Source organism: Nocardia sp. 149-1B, assembly GCF_057747975.1.
Genome location: NZ_CM173233.1, coordinates 4,823,273 through 4,839,356, shown reverse-complemented (window position 1 = coordinate 4,839,356; position 16,084 = coordinate 4,823,273). Strand labels below are relative to the sequence as shown.

The window sequence follows — 16,084 nt, the reverse complement described above, 5'->3', positions numbered from 1 at the left end:
GGTCAGAGACCCTCGCGCGCGTGCAGCGAGCGCACGGTCGGGGACGTCGGCACCGTGGCCGGGTCGGGGTTGGTGCCGAAGAGCCGGTCCGCCGTGCCGGCGGTCGTGACCGTGAACCAGTAGTGCTCGCTCTTGTAGTGGTGCAGCCGGTGGTTGCGCCAGACCGCGCGGTACCACCGCGACCGCGGCCGGTAGTCGCTGTGCAGCAGGTAGTGGGTCCACTCGTAGCCCGACATGATCGCGTAGACCGCCACCAGCAACGTGAGCATGCTCGCGGTCGTCGGCATCGCCAGCCAGGCGACCACGACGTACGCCGGGAGCAGCCACAGCTCGACCTGCCACGGGACGAAGACCAGCGGGATCGCGCGCGGGTCGGCGTGGTGCGCGCGGTGCTTGCGCGCCAGCAGGGGATCGACGGTCACCGGACCGAGCGAGCGCGGTCGCCAGTGCAGGATGCCGACGTGCACCACCCACTCGACCACGGGCAGGATCGCCACCAGCCCGACCGGTACCGCCAGCTCCCACCAGGCCCCGCCGCCCACGGCCGCACGGGCCACGACGGAGGCGAGCAGGCAGCCGCCGAGCATCCAGGGCGAGGGGTGCCGCCAGAACGATCGCCACGCCTGGCCGAGCGAGACGTTGGTGCGTCGCGGGCCGGTGATCCGATCCTCGTCGGCCGCCACCTGCTGCGCGGCCAACCGCTCGACGTCGGGGGTGGTTGCCTCGGTCATGAGTCCTCCTGGTGCTGGTCCGAGTCCAGTGCTGCCGAGTCCAGTGCTGCCAGCGCGGTGAGCAGGCTGGTGGTGGCCGGCCGGAGCACCCGGTCTGCCGCGGCCCGGGCCGTCTCCGGGTCGCCGGCGGCGATCGCGGCCGTGAGCAGCCGGTAGGCGCCGACCTGGCCGACCTCCTCGGCCATCAGTGGTGCCAGGGCCACGAGCGCGGGCTCGTAGGCCGCGCGCAGGCTGTTGAACATCAGCCGGAACACCATCGAGTCGGCGGCGTCGACCACGAGGTCCCAGAACGCCAGGGCGTGCAGCTGGCGCTCGACGCCGTCGTCCGTGCCGCCCAGGGCGTCCACGGCCTCGCCGAGCGGCGCCTCGAGCGCGGGTCCGCCCCGCTCGGCGGCCAGTGCCGCCACGCCCGGGCCGACGACGAGGCGGGCCTCGAGGATGCTGCGGGCGATGGCCGGGTCGAGCTCACCGCGGCGCACGAGCAGGCGCGGGAGCAGGTCGAGCCCGGCGTACCGGCGGAAGTCGCGCACGGTCGTCGCCCCACCGTGACGTACGTCGAGCAGCCGGGTCTGGGTCATCCGCTGGAGCGCCTCGCGGACCGCTGGGCGGGACACACCCAGCACCTCGGCCAGACGGCGCTCGCTCGGCAGCGCCTCCCCGGCCTCGAGGCCGCCCTCCACCACCTCGGAGAGGACCTGGTCGAAGACCTCGTCGGGGACCGAACGTCGGCTCACGGGCTGCAGTGGCATGCGCCGACCGTAAGCAGCGGGATGGTCGGTGGTCAAGTGGTCTGACCAGATCGGCCGAAGCGCCGCTCCGCGCACCGGCTGCGTACGCTGGCACCGTGCCCCGATCGCTCGCCCCGAGGTACTGGGGAGCGCACCTGCTCGCCCTGGTCCTCGTCGCGGCCGCCGTCGGGCTGGGTCTCTGGCAGCTCGACGCCTGGCAGCAGCACCGCGAGGCCCAGGCCTCCGACCTCACCCACGCCGACCCGATCGCGTTGGACGACGCGATCGGACCCGACGACCCCTTCCCGGGCAACCGGGTCGGCCAGCCGGTCACCGCCGCGGGCACCTGGGTCCCGGGCGGGACCGTGTACATCTCGGGGCGCGAGCGCGCGGGTCACGACGGCTACTGGGTCGTCACCCCGCTGGCGGTCGGGGGCGAAGGCGGCGCGGCGTTGCCGGTGGTCCGCGGCTGGATCCCCGACCCGGCGGACGCACCCCCACCACCCACCGGACCGGCCCAGGTCACGGCCTGGCTGCAGCCACCCCAGGGGACCGGGCAGGTCGACGACGACCCGACGGACGACGTACTGCCCCAGCTGCGCATCGCCGACCTGATCCAGCACGTCGACCAGGACCTGTACGGCGCCTACGGGGTCGCGGAGTCGCCCGCGCCGGGCCTCGAGCCCGCGTCCCTGGACCAGCTCCCCGCGGTCGACGCGCTGACCGGGCTGCGCAACCTGCTCTATGCGATCGAGTGGTGGTTCTTCGGCGGGTTCGCGGTGTTCATCTGGTGGCGCTGGACGCGCGACCTCGAGGCCGAGGGCGACCCCACCGAGGAGGCCGACGCGGGCACCGGCGCCGGCACCGGGTCCACCCCGGAGGCCACGTCCGTAGGCTGAGGGCGTGAAGCTCTTCCAGTCCTACCGGGTGCTCGCGTTCATCGTGGGCGTGCTGCTCGCCTTCTGCTCGTTCGTGGCGCTCCCGCTGCGCTACCTCCCCGCGGAGGGCAGCGACCTCCAGCGGTTCGGTGAGAACGTCAGCATCTTGTGGGTCGCCCACGGGTGGGCGTTCATGATCTACGTCGTGGTGGCGTTCCTCCTGGCGCGCCGGGCCCGCTGGACCATCGCCTTCACCGTGCTGATGCTGGTGGCCGGGCTGATCCCGCTGCTGATCTTCTGGGTCGAGCACCGAGTCAACCAAAAGGTCCGCGCCGAGACCCCCGAGCTGGTGGAGCACTCCGCCGCGTGAGCAACCCATGATCCGCGGATGACCACGGCGTTCGTGCTCGGGGGCGGCGGCGTGCTCGGCGCCGTCGAGGTCGGCATGCTGCGGGCACTCCTCGAGCGAGGGATCACTCCCGACCTGGTCCTGGGCACCAGCGTGGGGGCGCTCAACGGCGCCCTGGTAGCGCGCGAGCCCCGGCCGAGCGTGGTCGCCAAGCTCACCGAGCTGTGGCAGAGCGCGTCGCAGCCGCAGAGCCAGCAGGTGTACGGCGACAGCCCCCTGCGCACCGTACGGCGGGCCGTGTCGACAGGCACCCACCTGTGGTCGGCCAAGCCGCTCACGCAGGCGCTCCGAGACGAGTTCGGCGACCTGACCTTCGAGGACCTGCCCGTCCGGTTCCAGGTGTGCGCGGCCAGCATCGAGCGGGCCGCCGAGCACTGGTTCGACTCCGGGCCGCTGGTGGACGCGGTCGTCGCCAGTGCCGCCGTACCAGGTCTGCTGCCGCCGGCGAAGGTCGGCGACGAGCACTACCTCGACGGCGGGATCGTGAACTCCATCCCGCTGGGCCGGGCCGTGCGCCTGGGCGCCGACCGGGTCTTCGTGCTGCAGGTCGGTCGCATCGACCGGCCGCTCGCGGTGCCCCGGAGGCCCTGGGAGGTCGCCCGGGTGTCGTTCGAGATCGCCCGCCGGCACCGCTTCATCCGTGAGCTCGAGGAGCTCCCCGAGAACGTGACGGCCTATGTGCTGCCCGCGCGCGGTACGTCGGGCCGCGACGACTCGGTGCTCGGCAGCCGCGACTTCGCCGGGGTCCAGGCCCGCATCGACGCGACCTACGAGGCGTCGGTGACCTACCTCGACGAACAGCTCGGGCCGGTGTCAGCGGGCGACGCGTGATCCGCTTGCTGCGGCGGCTGGTGATCGCGCCGGCGGTCGTGGTGCTGACGGGGTTCTTGTGGGTGACCCTGCCGCTGTGGGTGATCGGGGCCGCCGCGCTGTCGCCGGTGCTGCCCGGGCGGCTCCGGCCGCTGCGCATCATGTGGGTGGCGATCGTCTACCTGACCTGCGAGGCGCTGCTGCTGGTGGTGCTGCTCGGGCTCTGGCTCGCGTCGGGCTTCGGGTGGAAGCTGCGCTCGGCGTACTTCGAGGGCATCCACTACGACCTCGTCCAGGGCACCATGTGGGTGTTCTTCCGCGAGGCCCGGCGGGTGCTGCGGCTGCGGATCGAGACCGAGGGCCCGGCGCCCTACGCGCACCCGGGTCGCCCGATCCTCGTGTGCTGCCGGCACGCCGGCCCGGGCGACTCGTTCGTGCTGATCCACACGCTGATGGCGTGGTACTCCCGCGAGCCCCGGGTGGTGCTCAAGGACACCCTCGCCTGGGACCCGGCGATCGACGTGATCCTCAACCGGATCCCGGCGCGCTTCATCACCCCCAACCCGGCGGAGGGCGAGCGCCTGGAGGAGCAGATCGCCGCGCTGGCCTCGGGCCTGGACGAGAACGACGCGTTCGTCATCTTCCCCGAGGGCGGAAACTTCACCCCCCAGCGGCGCCAGCGCGGCATCGACCGGCTCCGCAAGATCGGGATGGAGCGGATGGCCGCCCGAGCCGAGCGGATGGTCCACGTGGTGGCGCCGCGGCCCGGCGGGTTCCTCGCCGCCCTGGACGCGGCACCGGACGCCGATGTCGTGCTGGTCGCGCACACCGGTCTCGACCACCTGGTCACCGTCGGCGACATCTGGCGCGAGCTGCCGATGGACAAGCGGATCGTGATGCGCTGGTGGCAGGTGCCGCGCCCGGACATCCCCGCGGGCCGAGACGACCGCATCGACTGGCTGTTCGGCTGGTGGGAGCAGATCGACGCCTGGATACAGCAGAACCGGCCGGAGGAGCTCTCCGGCCGGCTCTGAGGTGAGACCTACTTGGTGTCGTCCACGTCGACGACCGTCGCCGGCTCGTCGGGCGTCGTCACCGGGTGCGGCGCCTCGGCCTGGTCGGCGATCGCCTCGTCCGGGGACGAGCCGCCCTCGTCGTCCGTGGTGTCCGTCGGGGCCGGCGCCGGCGTCGGTGTCGGCGCGGGGGTCGGCGTGTAGGAGGACTGCCAGTTGTCGCTCTGGCCACCACCCTGGAGCTTCTTGGCGACGAACGCCGCGACCGCGGCGAGACCGGTGAGCAGCAGCAGCTTCTTGGCCTTGCCGCCCTTCTTCTTCTTGGGCGTGGTGACCTCGGAAACCTTGTCGGCGGCGGCTTCCGCCGCCTCGGCGGCCTTCTCCGCGGCGAGGCTGGCACCGGCGGCGACCTTCTCGGCGGCCAGTGCGGCGCCGGAGACGATCGCGGGGCCGGCCTTGGTGCGGGCGTCGGCGATCACAGGTGCGGCCTTGGCACGGGCGTCGGCGATGACCGGTGCCGCCTTGGCACGGGCGTCGGCGATGACGGGGGCGGCCTTGGTGCGAGCGTCGGCGATCGCGGGGCCGGCCTTCTCACGCGCCGTGGCGACCGCGGACTCGATCTGGGGCCGCACTTGGTCGACGTACTGGTTGACGGTCTCGCTTGCCTGGTCGATCAGGGACTTCTTCTTGCGCAGACCCATCTCTGGCACTTCCTCTCGTCGTGTCCTGCCTCATTCGATCATGTCACCCGGGGCGAACCAGCGGCTGACGTGGCATGGCTGCGGGGCGGGCTGCTTGCGGGTCGTGCGAGGATCGGACGGCACGACTACACCTGTGCGGTGTACCCATCCGATGTGAGAGGCACTCATGGCTGACCTGCAGGCCGTTCTCAAGACCAACCGGGGCGACATCACGCTCAACCTGTTCCCCGACCACGCCCCCGAGACGGTCGCCAACTTCACCGGCCTCGCCGAGGGGACCAAGGCCTACGACTCGGGCAACGGCCGGACCGGCCCGTTCTACGACGGTCTCGGGTTCCACCGGGTGATCGAGGGCTTCATGATCCAGGGCGGCTGCCCCCTGGGCACCGGCACCGGCGGCCCCGGCTACACGTTCAAGGACGAGCCGCACCCTGAGCTCACCTTCGACAAGCCCTACCTGCTCGCGATGGCCAACGCCGGACCCGGCACCAACGGCTCGCAGTTCTTCATCACCACCGGGGCGACCACGTGGCTGAACTTCAAGCACACGATCTTCGGCGAGGTGGCCGACCAGACCTCCCGCGACGTCGTCGACGCGATCGGCACCACGGCCACCGGTCCCGGTGACCGCCCGGTCGAGCCGGTGGTCATCGAGACCGTCGAGATCGTCCGCGGCTGACCAGCCTTCGATCCTGAGGACGACCGCACGTGTCCGACCAGTCGACGCCTCCGGCCGGGGTGCCCAACTGCTACCGGCACCCCGGCCGTGAGACGCACATCCGCTGCCAGCGCTGTGACCGGCCCATCTGCCCGGACTGCATGCGCGACGCCGCCGTGGGCTTCCAGTGCCCCGACTGCGTGGCCGAGGGCCGCAAGGCCACCCGCAGCGCGCGTACGGCGTTCGGCGGCCTGCGCCCGGGCAACGCGGCGACCGCGTCGTTCGTCCTGATCGGGATCAACCTCGTCGTCTGGGTGGCGATCCTGGCCAGCGGTGGCAACTCCAGCCGGCTGCTCGCCTGGCTCGAGCTGCGCCCCAACGGCCTCTGCGACCTGCAGAACGGGTTCGTGAACCTCCAGGTCGGCAGCTCCGCGTGCACGGCGGGTGGGGGCGACTGGCTGCCCGGTGTCTACGACGGCGCGTACTGGCAGCTGCTCACCAGCATGTTCACCCACGTGCAGCCGCTGCACATCGCGTTCAACATGTTCGCGCTCTACGTGCTGGGGCCGCAGCTGGAGCTGGCCATCGGCCGGGTTCGCTTCCTCGCGCTCTACCTGCTCTCCGGGTTGGCCGGCTCGGCGCTGGTCTACTGGGCCGCGCCGGAGTTCCAGGCCACCGTGGGCGCCTCCGGGGCAATCTTCGGCCTGATGGGCGCGCTGCTCGTGGTTGCCCTCAAGCTGCGCGCCAACGTGCAGCAGCTCCTGATGTGGGTCGGCATCAACTTCGTGCTGACCCTGACCGTCAGCAACATCTCCTGGCAGGGCCACCTCGGCGGCTTCGTCGGTGGCCTCGTGATCGCCGGCATCCTGGTCTATGCCCCCCGCGGTCCGCGGCGCCCGCTGTTCCAGGTCTCCGGCCTGGTCGTCGTGGCGGCCCTCACCGCGCTCGCGGTCATCCTCCGCACCGCAGCCCTCGGCTGACCGGGCCCGCACGCGGGGTAGGCCGAGTCGGCGCGTCTGCACGCGTGTGAGGGGCGAGTCGGCGCGTCTGCACGCGAGTCGCCCCTGGGTGATGCCCTGAGGTCGGAGCCTTCGGCGACGTCTGCCAGCGGTCCGTGCACAGGTGTGGAATCACCTGTGGATAACTACACCGATGTAGTTCTTCCACATGGTTGTCCCCAGGTGTGGAAACAGCACTGCCGGCCCCAGGGGGACCGGCAGTGCGTGCAGATGCGCCGACTCGGCGGTGGTTGGCGTGCAGATGCGCCGACTCGGCGGTGGGTGGCGTGCAGATGCGCCGACTCGGCGGTGGTTGGCGTGCAGATGCGCCGACTCGGCGGTGGGTGGCGTGCAGATGCGCCGACTCGGCGGTGGGTGGCGTGCAGATGCGCCGACTCGGCCTACTCCCAGCGCGTGGCGTAGGTGAAACCGACGGCCATGAACGCGATGCCGACGAAGAGGTTCTTCTGACCCAGGTCGTTGAACACCCAGATGCTGGAGAGGTCGTTGCTGAACACGTAGTACGTGCAGATCCACAGCAGGCCGATCAGGAAGCAGCCGAGCATGCCGACCACGACGCCGCGCCCACGACCGAGTGGGGTGTCGGGGTGCGCGGCGATGACCAGGCCGAGCATCAGCAGCCCGAAGCCGATGAGGTAGTTCCAGCCGTTCAGGTCACCCATGAAGCCCGGGGACCCGGAGTCCTTCGCCGGGAAGGCGGCGGGATCGAACACGGCGTAGTAGTACGCGATCCAGGCGATGCCGAGCGCGATCAGCACGAGCGCGACCACGAAGCGCACGGACAGCAGCGGGCCCCGAGCGGGGGCGAGAGGGTCGAGCTTGGCCTTGGCCACGGGTGCTCCTGGGTCGATCGCGGTGCGGGACGGTCGTGGCCCGTGAAGTCACCACGGGCTGCGGGTTACCTTAGTCGGCGTGACCCCTCCGACACATGCGCGGCCCCCCGAGCCGTCCGGACCCGGGCGGCTGCGCTCCCTGCTGGTCCGCCGCTCGCCCGAGCGCCGGCGCACCGCCTGGCGGGTGGGCACGCCGGCGGTGGGCCTGCTCTGCGGGGCCCTGTTCGTGGTCAGCGCCGCCAACAGCGAGGGCACGGACCTGCGACCGGGTCGCTACACCGACCTCGCGTCACTGGTGAAGGACCAGGCCGACCAGTACGACAAGCTGCACCAGGAGTCGCTCGCACTCGACAGGCAGGTCAAGGCGCTGTCGGCCGCGCTGAGCGACCGTGAGGTCAACCGCTACCACCGCAAGGTCGAGAAGCTGCAGGACCCCGCCGGGCTGGTCCCGCGCAGCGGTCCGGGCCTGTCGATCACGCTCTCTGACGCCCCCGAGGACGTCATCAACTCCACGACCGGTGACGTCAACGAGCTCCTGGTGCACCAGCAGGACATCCAGGCGGTGGTCAACGCCCTGTGGAAGGGCGGAGCGACGGCGGTGACGATCGCCGGCCAGCGGGTGGTGTCGACCACGGGCATCAAGTGCGAGGGCAACGCCGTCCAGCTCCAGGGCGTGCCCTACCCCCAGCCGTACGTGATCCAGGCCGTCGGCGACCAGGGCGCGCTATTGACCGCGATCGAGGAAGACCCCTACCTCGCGGGCTACCGCGAGGACGCCGCCGACCCCGACATCTCCGTCGGCTGGGACCTCCAGCTCGAGGACGACGTCACCGCTCCGGCGTACGACGGCCTCCTCGACCTGAGCTACGCCGTCCCGCTCGTCCCGCCGTCCGGGAGCTGAACGAGCCCGGCAGCACCGCCTGGTCGCGCAACAGCGGCGACGGTGAGTCGGACGGGCTGCCGGTCGGCGTGTCGGTCGGCGTGTCCGTGGGTTCGGTCGGCTCGTACGTCGACACCACGATCGTCACCGTCGCGCCCTGGTTGGCCGTCGTGCCGGCCGGGGGCGACTGGCTGATCACGGTGCCGGCCGGCTCGGTGGTGTTGGGGTTCTCGACGACGTCGGGGACGAAGCCGGCTGCGCGGATCTTGCTCTTGGCGGCGCCCTGCTTGTCGTTGACGACGTCGGGCACCTCCTCCGGGCCGTCGGAGAAGTACACCGTGACCTGGCTGCCCGGATCGAGTGCGGTGTTGGGGTCGGGGTCCTGGCGCACCACCTGCCCGACCGGTTCGTCGGAGTCCTCCTCCTCCAGGCGCACGTCGAACCCGTAGGGGTCGGCCTCGAGCTCGGCTCGCGCCTGCTCCTTGTCGCTGCCGATGACCGAGGGCATCGCCACCTGGGCCTGCCCCAGGGACAGCACGATCCCGACGGCGGAGTCCGGGTCGACGTAGGTGTCGGGCTCGGGGTCCTGGCGGATCACCCGACCCTCCGGGACGGTGTCGCTGTTCTCGCGGTCGATCGGGCCGACCGTCAGGCCGGCGTCGCCGATCAGCGCGCGAGCCTGCGCCTGCGTCTTGTTGATGACCAGCGGCACCGGCACCTGCTCGGGCGGCTGGTCGAACAGCCGCGGCCAGACGAAGAACGCCAGCGCGATCAGCAGCGCGGCGAGCAGCGCACCGATCAGCACCAGGAGTCCCGTGCGGCTGCGGGGCGGCTCCTCACCGCCCGGCGGCACCGCGCCCACCACGGCGGTGGGTGCGGTGGGGTACGACGGGGGCGGCGCGACCGGCACCGGCGCGGGGATCGGAGCCTGGACGGGGCGGCCGCCGAGGTAGCGCTCGATGTCGCTGCGCATCGCGGCGGCCGACTGGTACCGGTCCTCGACCCGCTTGGCGAGCGCCTTCATCACGATCGCGTCGATCTCGCCGGGCAGCTCGGTGTCGTGGTCGGAGGGAGGTACGGCGGGCTCGCGCACGTGCTGGTAGGCCACCGCGACCGGGCTGTCGCCCACGAACGGCGGCCGCCCGGTGAGCAGCTCGTAGAGCAGGCAGCCGGCGGAGTAGACGTCCGAGCGGGAGTCGACGGTCTCGCCGCGGGCCTGCTCGGGGGAGAGGTACTGCGCGGTCCCGACCACCGCGGCGGTCTGGGTCATGGTCGAGGAGGCGTCGCTGATCGCGCGGGCGATGCCGAAGTCCATCACCTTCACGTCGCCGCTCGGGGTGAGCATGACGTTGCCGGGCTTGATGTCGCGGTGGATGATGCCGGCGCGGTGGCTGTAGTCGAGGGCCGCGAGCACGCCGCTGGTGATCTCCAGCGCGCGTTCGGGGAGGATCTTGCGGCCCTCACGCAGGATGTCGCGCAGGGTCCGGCCCGCGACGTACTCCATGACGATGTAGGGCTGCGAGATGCCGGACCCGTCGGCAGCCGGCTCCTCGCCGGTGTCGTAGACCGCGGCGATCGCGGGGTGGTTCAGCGAGGCGGCAGACTGCGCCTCGCGGCGGAAGCGCGCCTGGAACGTCGCGTCGCTGGCCAGGTCGGTGCGCAGCCGCTTGACCGCGACCACCCGGCCCAGGCGGGTGTCCATGCCCTTGCGGACCTCGGCCATGCCGCCACGGCCGAGCAGCTCGCCGAGCTCGTAGCGGCCCCCGACAGTGGGCTGGTGGTTGGTCATCGACGGTCGACCTCGCCTTGGGTGGAAGAGCTGTTGCTGGACCTGCTGGCGGTCGCGCTGGAGGACGCGACGGGCTGGGAGGCCACCCCGGACGGGCTCGCCGAGGTGGGGGGAGCCGTGGTGGGCGGCTCGGAGGTGGGGGGTGTGGTCGGCGGCTCCGAGGACGGCGGCTCGGAGGTGGGCTCCGAGGACGGCGGCTCCGAGGTGGGCTCCGAGGACGGCGGCTCCGAGGTCGGCTCCGAGGAGGGTGGCTCGGAGGTCGGCTGCGTGTGCCGCGTGTGACCCGGGGAACGGGTCGGCTGGTCCTGCGGGTCGTCGGATCCCAGGCCGTGGGCGATGAGGATGAAGGCCAGCACGGCGACCACGACCAGGGCGATCACCGCGAGGACCGGCCACAGCGCGTTGCGGCGGCTCACCCGGGGCGGGTCGGACACGTGGCCGGCCATCGGGCCCGGCACGGGCGTCGGCGCGGCCGGCACCACCCCGGGCAGCACCTGGGTGACGTCGTGCACCACCGGGGGGACGGCTCGCGTCATGGCCGTCGCCGGGTCGCGCAGGGCTGCGGCGAGCGCCGCGCCGTCGGCGAACCGGTCCTGGGGCAGCTTGGCGAGCGCACGGCGTACGACGCCGGCCAGGTCCTCGGGGACGGAGTCGGGCAGCGCGGGCACGGGCTCGCGCAGGTGGGCCAGCGCGGTGGCGACCGCCGTGTCGGCGACGAACGGGCGGCGGCCGGCCAGGCACTCGAAGGCGACGACGCCGAGGGAGTAGACGTCGGAGGCCGGCGTGGCGGTCTCGCCGCGGGCCTGCTCGGGCGAGAGGTACTGCGGGGTGCCCATCACCTCGCCGGTCTGGGTCATCCCCACGCCCTCGGCCGCCCGGGCGATGCCGAAGTCGGTGACCTTGATCCGGCGGTCGGGGGTCACCAGCAGGTTGGCGGGCTTGACGTCGCGGTGCACGATGCCGCCCGCGTGCGCCGCGGCGAGGCCGTCGGCCGCCTGGGCCAGCAGGCCGCGGACGGCCACCGGGTCCATCGGCTCCCCGGGTCGCAGCAGTGCCGAGAGCGGCTGGCCGTCGACCAGCTCCATCACCAGGTAGGGCCGCTGCACGCCCGACCCGTCCGCGGCCGGCGCCTCGCCGAAGTCGTAGACCGCGGCGATGTTGGGGTGGTGCAGCGAGGCGGCGTGCTGGGCCTCGGTCTGGAAGCGGGCACGGAACGACGCGTCGTCGGCGTACTCGTTCTTGAGCAGCTTGATCGCGACCTCGCGCCCGAGGGTCGTGTCGGTGCCGCGCCACACCTCACCCATGCCGCCGGTGGCGATCCGGGCGTCGAGCCGGTAACGGTGCTCGGCGTCGGCGAAGCCGAAGCCCTGGTCCTGCTGGTCGCTGCCGGGGCTCACTTGATCACCGCCTCCATCACGGCCTTGGCGATCGGTCCGCCGAGCATGCCACCGGCGATCTCGTCGCGCGGGATGTCGGCGTTCTGGATCATCACGGCCACCGCGACCTGCGGGTTCTCCGCAGGTGCGAACGAGATGAACCAGGCGTACGGCGAGCGGTCGGTCTGACCGGTCTGCGCGGTGCCGGTCTTGCCCGCCACGGCGATCCCGGGGATCGCGGCCGGCGACGCCGTGCCGTTCTCGACCGTGGACACCATCAGCTTGGTGACCTCGCTCGCGGTCGCCGCCGAGACCGCGCGGGAGAGCTCCTGCGGGTCGGTCTTGTCGAGCACGTCGAGGTCCGCGGACTGCTCCTCGTCGACGAGGTAGGGGCGCATCACGGTGCCGCCGTTGGCCAGGCCGGCTGCGACCATCGCCATCTGGAGCGGGGTGGCCGACACGTCGAACTGGCCGAAGCCGGTCTGACCGAGCTGTGCCTCGTCGATCTTCGTCGGGAACACCGACTCCGCCTGGGGGGACAGGTCGTCGAAGTAGTGGCTGTTGAAGCCGAATCCCTCGGCCGTCTTGGCCATGTCCTCGGCGCCCACCTGGCCGGCGAGCTGGGCGAAGGAGGTGTTGCAGGACTGCTCCATCGCCTGTGCGAACGGGATCTTGGACCCGTTGGCGCCACACGAGCGGCCCTCGTTGTCGATCTGCCCGGTCGGGCCGTGGGTCAGCGGCAGCTGGTAGGTCGACCCGCCGGGCACGTTGTCCTCGGCGGTGTAGAGGCCCTTCTCGATTGCGGCCGCCGCGGTGACGACCTTGAACGTCGAGCCGGGAGGGAGCCGGGTCTGGATGGCGCGGTTGAGCAGCGGCTGCGTGGGGTCGTCGTTGAGGGTGTTGAAGTCCTTGGTGACCTCGGACAGGTCGTGCGAGGCGAGCTTGTTGGGGTCGTACGTCGGCAGCGACACCATCGCCAGGATCTTGCCGGTGTTGGGCTGGATCGCGACCACGGACCCCTGCACGTTCGGGCCCAGGGCCTTGAGCCCCTCGAACGCCGCGTCCTGGGCCGCCGGGTCGATCGTCAGCCGGACGTTGCCGCCCTTGGTCGGGTCGTTGCTCAGCAGGTCGACGAGCTTGGTGACGAACAGCCGGGAGTCGTCACCGGACAGCACGTCGTTGCGGGTCTGCTCGATGCCGGTGGAGCTGTAGTAGCTGAACCACCCGGTGAGCGGGGCGTACTCCAGCGGCTTGGGGTAGGTGCGCTGGAACTTGTACTCGTCGTCGGACTCCACGCTCTCCGCGACCGCCTTGGCGCCGACGGTGATCGCGCCACGCTCGCGGGAGTACGACGCCACCAGCACCCGGCGGTTCTGCGGGTCGTCGTTGAGCTTGTCGGCCTTCCAGTACTGCAGGTAGGTCGCGTTGATCATCAGCGCGAGGAACAGCAGCAGGCAGAACGTCGAGATCGTGCGGATCGGCTTGTTCACGGGCGCACCGCCTTGACCACCTGGGTGGCGTCGTCACTGATCGCCGTGGTGTCGTCGGACAGCTGGGGCGTGGGCCGGCGGGCCTGGTCGGAGATCCGCAGCAGGATCGCCACGATCACCCAGTTCGCGATCAGCGAGGACCCGCCGTACGACAGGAACGGGGTGGTGAGACCGGTCAGCGGGATCAGGCTGGTGACGCCGCCGACCACCACGAACACCTGCAGCGCGAAGACGCTGCCGAGGCCGGTGGCCACCAGCTTGCCGAACCCGTCGCGGCAGATCAGGGCAGTCCGCAGGGCGCGCTCGACGATCAGGCCGTAGAGCAGGATCACAGCGATGACCGCGGTGAGACCGAGCTCCTCGCCGATCGCGGCCATGATGAAGTCTGACTCCGCGAACGGCACCCGGTTGGGGTCGCCGTCACCGAACCCGCGGCCGATCAGGCCGCCCCAGCCCATCCCGAACTGCGCCTCGACGGGTTGGAAGGCCGAGTCGCCGTTCTTGTCGTAGTAGTCGAACGGGTGCAGCCAGATGTCGAAGCGGACCTGGACGTGGCTGAAGAGGTAGTAGGCCAGGGTCGCGCCGGCGGCGAACAGCAGGCCACCGACGACGAGCCAGCCGGGTCGCTCGGTGGCGACGTACAGCATCACGAGGAAGAGCCCGAAGAACAGCAGGCTCGAGCCGAGGTCCTGCTGGCGCACCAGGATGCCGAGGCTGACGGCCCACATCGCGAGGATCGGACCGAGGTCGCGTCCGCGGGGCAGGTCGACGAAGAGCACCCGGCGGCCGGCGAGCGCCAGCGCGTCACGGTGCAGCACGAGGTAGCCGGCGAACGTGACCACCAGCAGGACCTTGGCGACCTCGCCGGGCTGGAAGCTGAACGGGCCGAGGTGGATCCAGATGCGCGCGCCGTTGATGGTGCGGCCGATCCCGGGGAGCATCGGCAGCAGCAGCAGCACGATCGCCGCCAGCCCGCTGGTGTAGGTGAACCGCTGCAGCACCCGGTGGTCGCGCAGTGCGAGCAGCGTGATCACGAACAGCACGACCCCGAGCGTCATCCAGGTGAGCTGCTGCTCGGCGAACGCGTGCGGCTTGTCGGCCGCCTCCTTGGCCAGGTCGAGCCGGTGGATGACGGCCAGCCCGAGCCCGTTGAGCGCGGCGACCACCGGCAGGAGCACCGGATCGGCGTACGGCGCGACGAAGCGGATCACCACGTGGGCGGCGATGACCAGGGCGGCCAGCCAGCCGCCGTACCCCAGCAGGTCGGCGGGGACCTTGCCCTGCACTCCGATGCCGACGGCGGCGTAGGCGCCGATGCCGACGGCCAGGGCGAGCACGAGCAGGAACAGCTCGGCGCCGCGGCGTCGCCGATGGACGAACCCCATCAGGCTGGAGGATCCGGGAGAGGCAGTGGTCTGGGACATCAGCCCGCGCTCTCGGTCACGGGTGTCTGGCGGGCGGCGAGGTCCTGGACCTTCTTCTCGGCGTCGCCGAGGTTGTCGTAGGCGATGCCCTCGCGGACCCGGTCGGCCTCGATCTCGCCGAGGCGGTCGAGCTGCACGTCGGTGGTCTCGTAGGGGTCGGAGAGCGAGAACCCGGCCAGCTCGGTGTTGATGCCGCGGAAGATGACGACCGTGCCGTCGTCCTCGCCGACGTAGTACTGGTCCTGGGTCCACGACCACGCGGCCGCGAGGCCGACCCAGGCCAGCCCGACCAGCGCGACGAGCGCGAGCAGCCGCTTGAGCCACACGAAGCGGCGCGGCGGGCGCGGTGCGTAGCGCGCCTCCTCAGGATCGATCGGGTCGGCGGTGATCGCGAACGGCAGGTCCCCGGGGATCTCGGCCTGGACGGGCTCGAGCTCGCCGGTGTCACCGGAGCGGTGTCCGCGGAACAGCCCGCCCATCCCACCGCCACGCTGTCGCGGCAGCCGGCGCTCGGCAGCGGCGCCGACCAGCACCGGCTCGCCGGCCTCGCCGGGCGCGAGCGGGGATGACGCGTCGACGGCGTCGGCGACCAGGCAGGTGACGTTGTCGGAGCTGCCGGCCTCGAGGCTGGCGCGGACCAGCTCGACCGAGGCGAACTCGGGGCTGCCGGTGGCCAGGATGTCGGCGAGGCGGTGGTCGTCGAGCACGCCACTGGCGCCGTCGCTGCACAGCAGCAGCCGGTCGCCGGGCGCGAGCTCGATCACGAAGAGGTCGGGCTCGACGTCGCCGGGCCCGCCCAGGGCATTGAGGATCAGGTTGCGGTGCGGGTGGACCCGCGCCTCCGCCTCGGTGATGCGGCCCTCGTCGATGAGGGTCTGCACGAACGTGTGGTCGGAGGTGAGGCGGGTGATCTCGCGGTCGCGGAAGAGGTAGGCCCGGCTGTCGCCGACGTGGCCGATGCCGACCCGGGCGCCGTCGAAGAGCGCCACGGTGGCGGTGGTGCTGGTGCCGTCCAGGCTCGGGTCCTCGTCGGCGAGCTCGTTGATGCGGTCGTGCGCGCGGTGGAGCGCTCCGGCGACCTTCGTGAGCAGGTCGTCGGGGGACCGGTCATCGCCGGAGGGGCCGGCCGGGGGCTCGTCGAGCCGCCGGAGCTGGGCGATCGCGGTGCTGGAGGCGATGTCGCCACGGGCCGCGCCGCCCACGCCGTCGCAGACCGCGACGAGCCAGGGGCCGACGTACCCGGAGTCCTGGTTGTCCTTGCGGACCCGGCCGACGTCGGAGATCGCGGCGAATCGCAGGCGCAGGCTCGTCGGGGGCACCGCTGCTGGCGTCTGGGTCACGGTGG

At 71.9% G+C, this 16,084-nt stretch carries 16 protein-coding genes; 7 read left to right on the top strand and 9 right to left on the bottom strand.

What is annotated here, in order from left to right:
- Positions 1–2 precede the first annotated feature (2 nt).
- Complete coding sequence (locus AC3ANS_RS23205) at positions 3–731, bottom strand: sterol desaturase family protein (RefSeq protein WP_488293932.1); 729 nt, start codon at positions 729–731, stop codon at positions 3–5.
- Positions 728–1,480, bottom strand: coding sequence for a FadR/GntR family transcriptional regulator (locus AC3ANS_RS23200; protein WP_488293931.1), 753 nt, complete (start codon positions 1,478–1,480; stop codon positions 728–730). Before AC3ANS_RS23200 ends, AC3ANS_RS23205 begins: the two co-directional genes overlap by 4 nt.
- Before the next feature lie 95 nt (positions 1,481–1,575).
- On the opposite strand from AC3ANS_RS23200, the gene AC3ANS_RS23195 reads away from it, so the two are divergent.
- Genes AC3ANS_RS23195 through AC3ANS_RS23180 form a run of 4 tightly spaced genes read left to right on the top strand, consistent with a single transcriptional unit; the run spans position 1,576 to position 4,590 of the window.
- The gene (locus AC3ANS_RS23195) at positions 1,576–2,358 is read left to right on the top strand and encodes an SURF1 family protein (RefSeq protein WP_488293930.1); all 783 of its coding nucleotides are present in this window, start codon (positions 1,576–1,578) and stop codon (positions 2,356–2,358) included.
- 4 nt (positions 2,359–2,362) lie between these two features.
- A complete protein-coding gene (locus tag AC3ANS_RS23190; RefSeq protein WP_488293929.1) occupies positions 2,363–2,707 on the top strand; it encodes a DUF3817 domain-containing protein in 345 nt (114 codons plus the stop codon).
- Positions 2,708–2,725: 18 nt separating this feature from the next.
- The gene (locus tag AC3ANS_RS23185) at positions 2,726–3,577 is read left to right on the top strand and encodes a patatin-like phospholipase family protein (RefSeq protein WP_488293928.1); all 852 of its coding nucleotides are present in this window, start codon (positions 2,726–2,728) and stop codon (positions 3,575–3,577) included.
- A complete protein-coding gene (locus tag AC3ANS_RS23180; protein WP_488293927.1) occupies positions 3,574–4,590 on the top strand; it encodes a 1-acyl-sn-glycerol-3-phosphate acyltransferase in 1,017 nt (338 codons plus the stop codon). The genes AC3ANS_RS23185 and AC3ANS_RS23180 overlap by 4 nt, the downstream gene beginning before the upstream one ends.
- An 8-nt stretch (positions 4,591–4,598) precedes the next feature.
- Here the strand turns inward: AC3ANS_RS23180 and AC3ANS_RS23175 are convergent, their stop codons facing one another.
- On the bottom strand, positions 4,599–5,270 hold the full coding sequence (locus AC3ANS_RS23175) for a hypothetical protein (RefSeq protein ID WP_488293926.1): 672 nt from the start codon (positions 5,268–5,270) through the stop codon (positions 4,599–4,601).
- 166 nt (positions 5,271–5,436) lie between these two features.
- On the opposite strand from AC3ANS_RS23175, the gene AC3ANS_RS23170 reads away from it, so the two are divergent.
- Positions 5,437–5,949, top strand: coding sequence for a peptidylprolyl isomerase (locus tag AC3ANS_RS23170; protein ID WP_488293925.1), 513 nt, complete (start codon positions 5,437–5,439; stop codon positions 5,947–5,949).
- 29 nt (positions 5,950–5,978) lie between these two features.
- Positions 5,979–6,908, top strand: a complete 930-nt coding sequence (locus AC3ANS_RS23165; RefSeq protein WP_488293924.1) for a rhomboid family intramembrane serine protease — start codon at positions 5,979–5,981, stop codon at positions 6,906–6,908.
- Between the two features lie 419 nt (positions 6,909–7,327).
- On the opposite strand, the gene AC3ANS_RS23160 is transcribed toward AC3ANS_RS23165, so the two are convergent.
- Positions 7,328–7,780, bottom strand: a complete 453-nt coding sequence (locus AC3ANS_RS23160) for a cell division protein CrgA (RefSeq protein ID WP_488293923.1) — start codon at positions 7,778–7,780, stop codon at positions 7,328–7,330.
- A 79-nt stretch (positions 7,781–7,859) separates the two neighbouring features.
- On the opposite strand from AC3ANS_RS23160, the gene AC3ANS_RS23155 reads away from it, so the two are divergent.
- Positions 7,860–8,681, top strand: coding sequence for a DUF881 domain-containing protein (locus AC3ANS_RS23155; RefSeq protein WP_488293922.1), 822 nt, complete (start codon positions 7,860–7,862; stop codon positions 8,679–8,681).
- On the opposite strand, the gene pknB is transcribed toward AC3ANS_RS23155, so the two are convergent.
- The 5 genes from pknB to AC3ANS_RS23130 are packed head-to-tail and all read right to left on the bottom strand — an operon-like array spanning position 8,608 to position 16,079.
- Positions 8,608–10,449 carry a Stk1 family PASTA domain-containing Ser/Thr kinase gene (gene pknB, locus AC3ANS_RS23150; RefSeq protein ID WP_488293921.1) on the bottom strand — a complete coding sequence of 614 codons (1,842 nt, stop codon included), beginning with the start codon at positions 10,447–10,449 and terminating at the stop codon, positions 8,608–8,610. The two genes, AC3ANS_RS23155 and pknB, sit on opposite strands and share 74 nt — an antisense overlap.
- Positions 10,446–11,846: a protein kinase domain-containing protein gene (locus AC3ANS_RS23145; protein WP_488293920.1), complete on the bottom strand. Its 1,401-nt coding sequence runs from the start codon at positions 11,844–11,846 to the stop codon at positions 10,446–10,448. Before AC3ANS_RS23145 ends, pknB begins: the two co-directional genes overlap by 4 nt.
- Positions 11,843–13,315, bottom strand: a complete 1,473-nt coding sequence (locus AC3ANS_RS23140; protein WP_488293919.1) for a peptidoglycan D,D-transpeptidase FtsI family protein — start codon at positions 13,313–13,315, stop codon at positions 11,843–11,845. The genes AC3ANS_RS23145 and AC3ANS_RS23140 overlap by 4 nt, the downstream gene beginning before the upstream one ends.
- Positions 13,312–14,739, bottom strand: a complete 1,428-nt coding sequence (locus tag AC3ANS_RS23135; RefSeq protein ID WP_488293918.1) for an FtsW/RodA/SpoVE family cell cycle protein — start codon at positions 14,737–14,739, stop codon at positions 13,312–13,314. The genes AC3ANS_RS23140 and AC3ANS_RS23135 overlap by 4 nt, the downstream gene beginning before the upstream one ends.
- Positions 14,739–16,079, bottom strand: a complete 1,341-nt coding sequence (locus tag AC3ANS_RS23130; protein ID WP_488293917.1) for a PP2C family protein-serine/threonine phosphatase — start codon at positions 16,077–16,079, stop codon at positions 14,739–14,741. Before AC3ANS_RS23130 ends, AC3ANS_RS23135 begins: the two co-directional genes overlap by 1 nt.
- Between the last annotated feature and the right edge of the window lie 5 nt (positions 16,080–16,084).

Coding starts and splice junctions, on each gene's coding strand:
- AC3ANS_RS23175 (WP_488293926.1), bottom strand. CDS start 5,270: ATGGGTCTGCGCAAGAAGAAGTCCCTGATCGACCAGGCAAGCGAGACC.
- AC3ANS_RS23185 (WP_488293928.1), top strand. CDS start 2,726: ATGACCACGGCGTTCGTGCTCGGGGGCGGCGGCGTGCTCGGCGCCGTC.
- AC3ANS_RS23135 (WP_488293918.1), bottom strand. CDS start 14,739: ATGTCCCAGACCACTGCCTCTCCCGGATCCTCCAGCCTGATGGGGTTC.
- AC3ANS_RS23170 (WP_488293925.1), top strand. CDS start 5,437: ATGGCTGACCTGCAGGCCGTTCTCAAGACCAACCGGGGCGACATCACG.
- AC3ANS_RS23200 (WP_488293931.1), bottom strand. CDS start 1,480: ATGCCACTGCAGCCCGTGAGCCGACGTTCGGTCCCCGACGAGGTCTTC.
- pknB (WP_488293921.1), bottom strand. CDS start 10,449: ATGACCAACCACCAGCCCACTGTCGGGGGCCGCTACGAGCTCGGCGAG.
- AC3ANS_RS23205 (WP_488293932.1), bottom strand. CDS start 731: ATGACCGAGGCAACCACCCCCGACGTCGAGCGGTTGGCCGCGCAGCAG.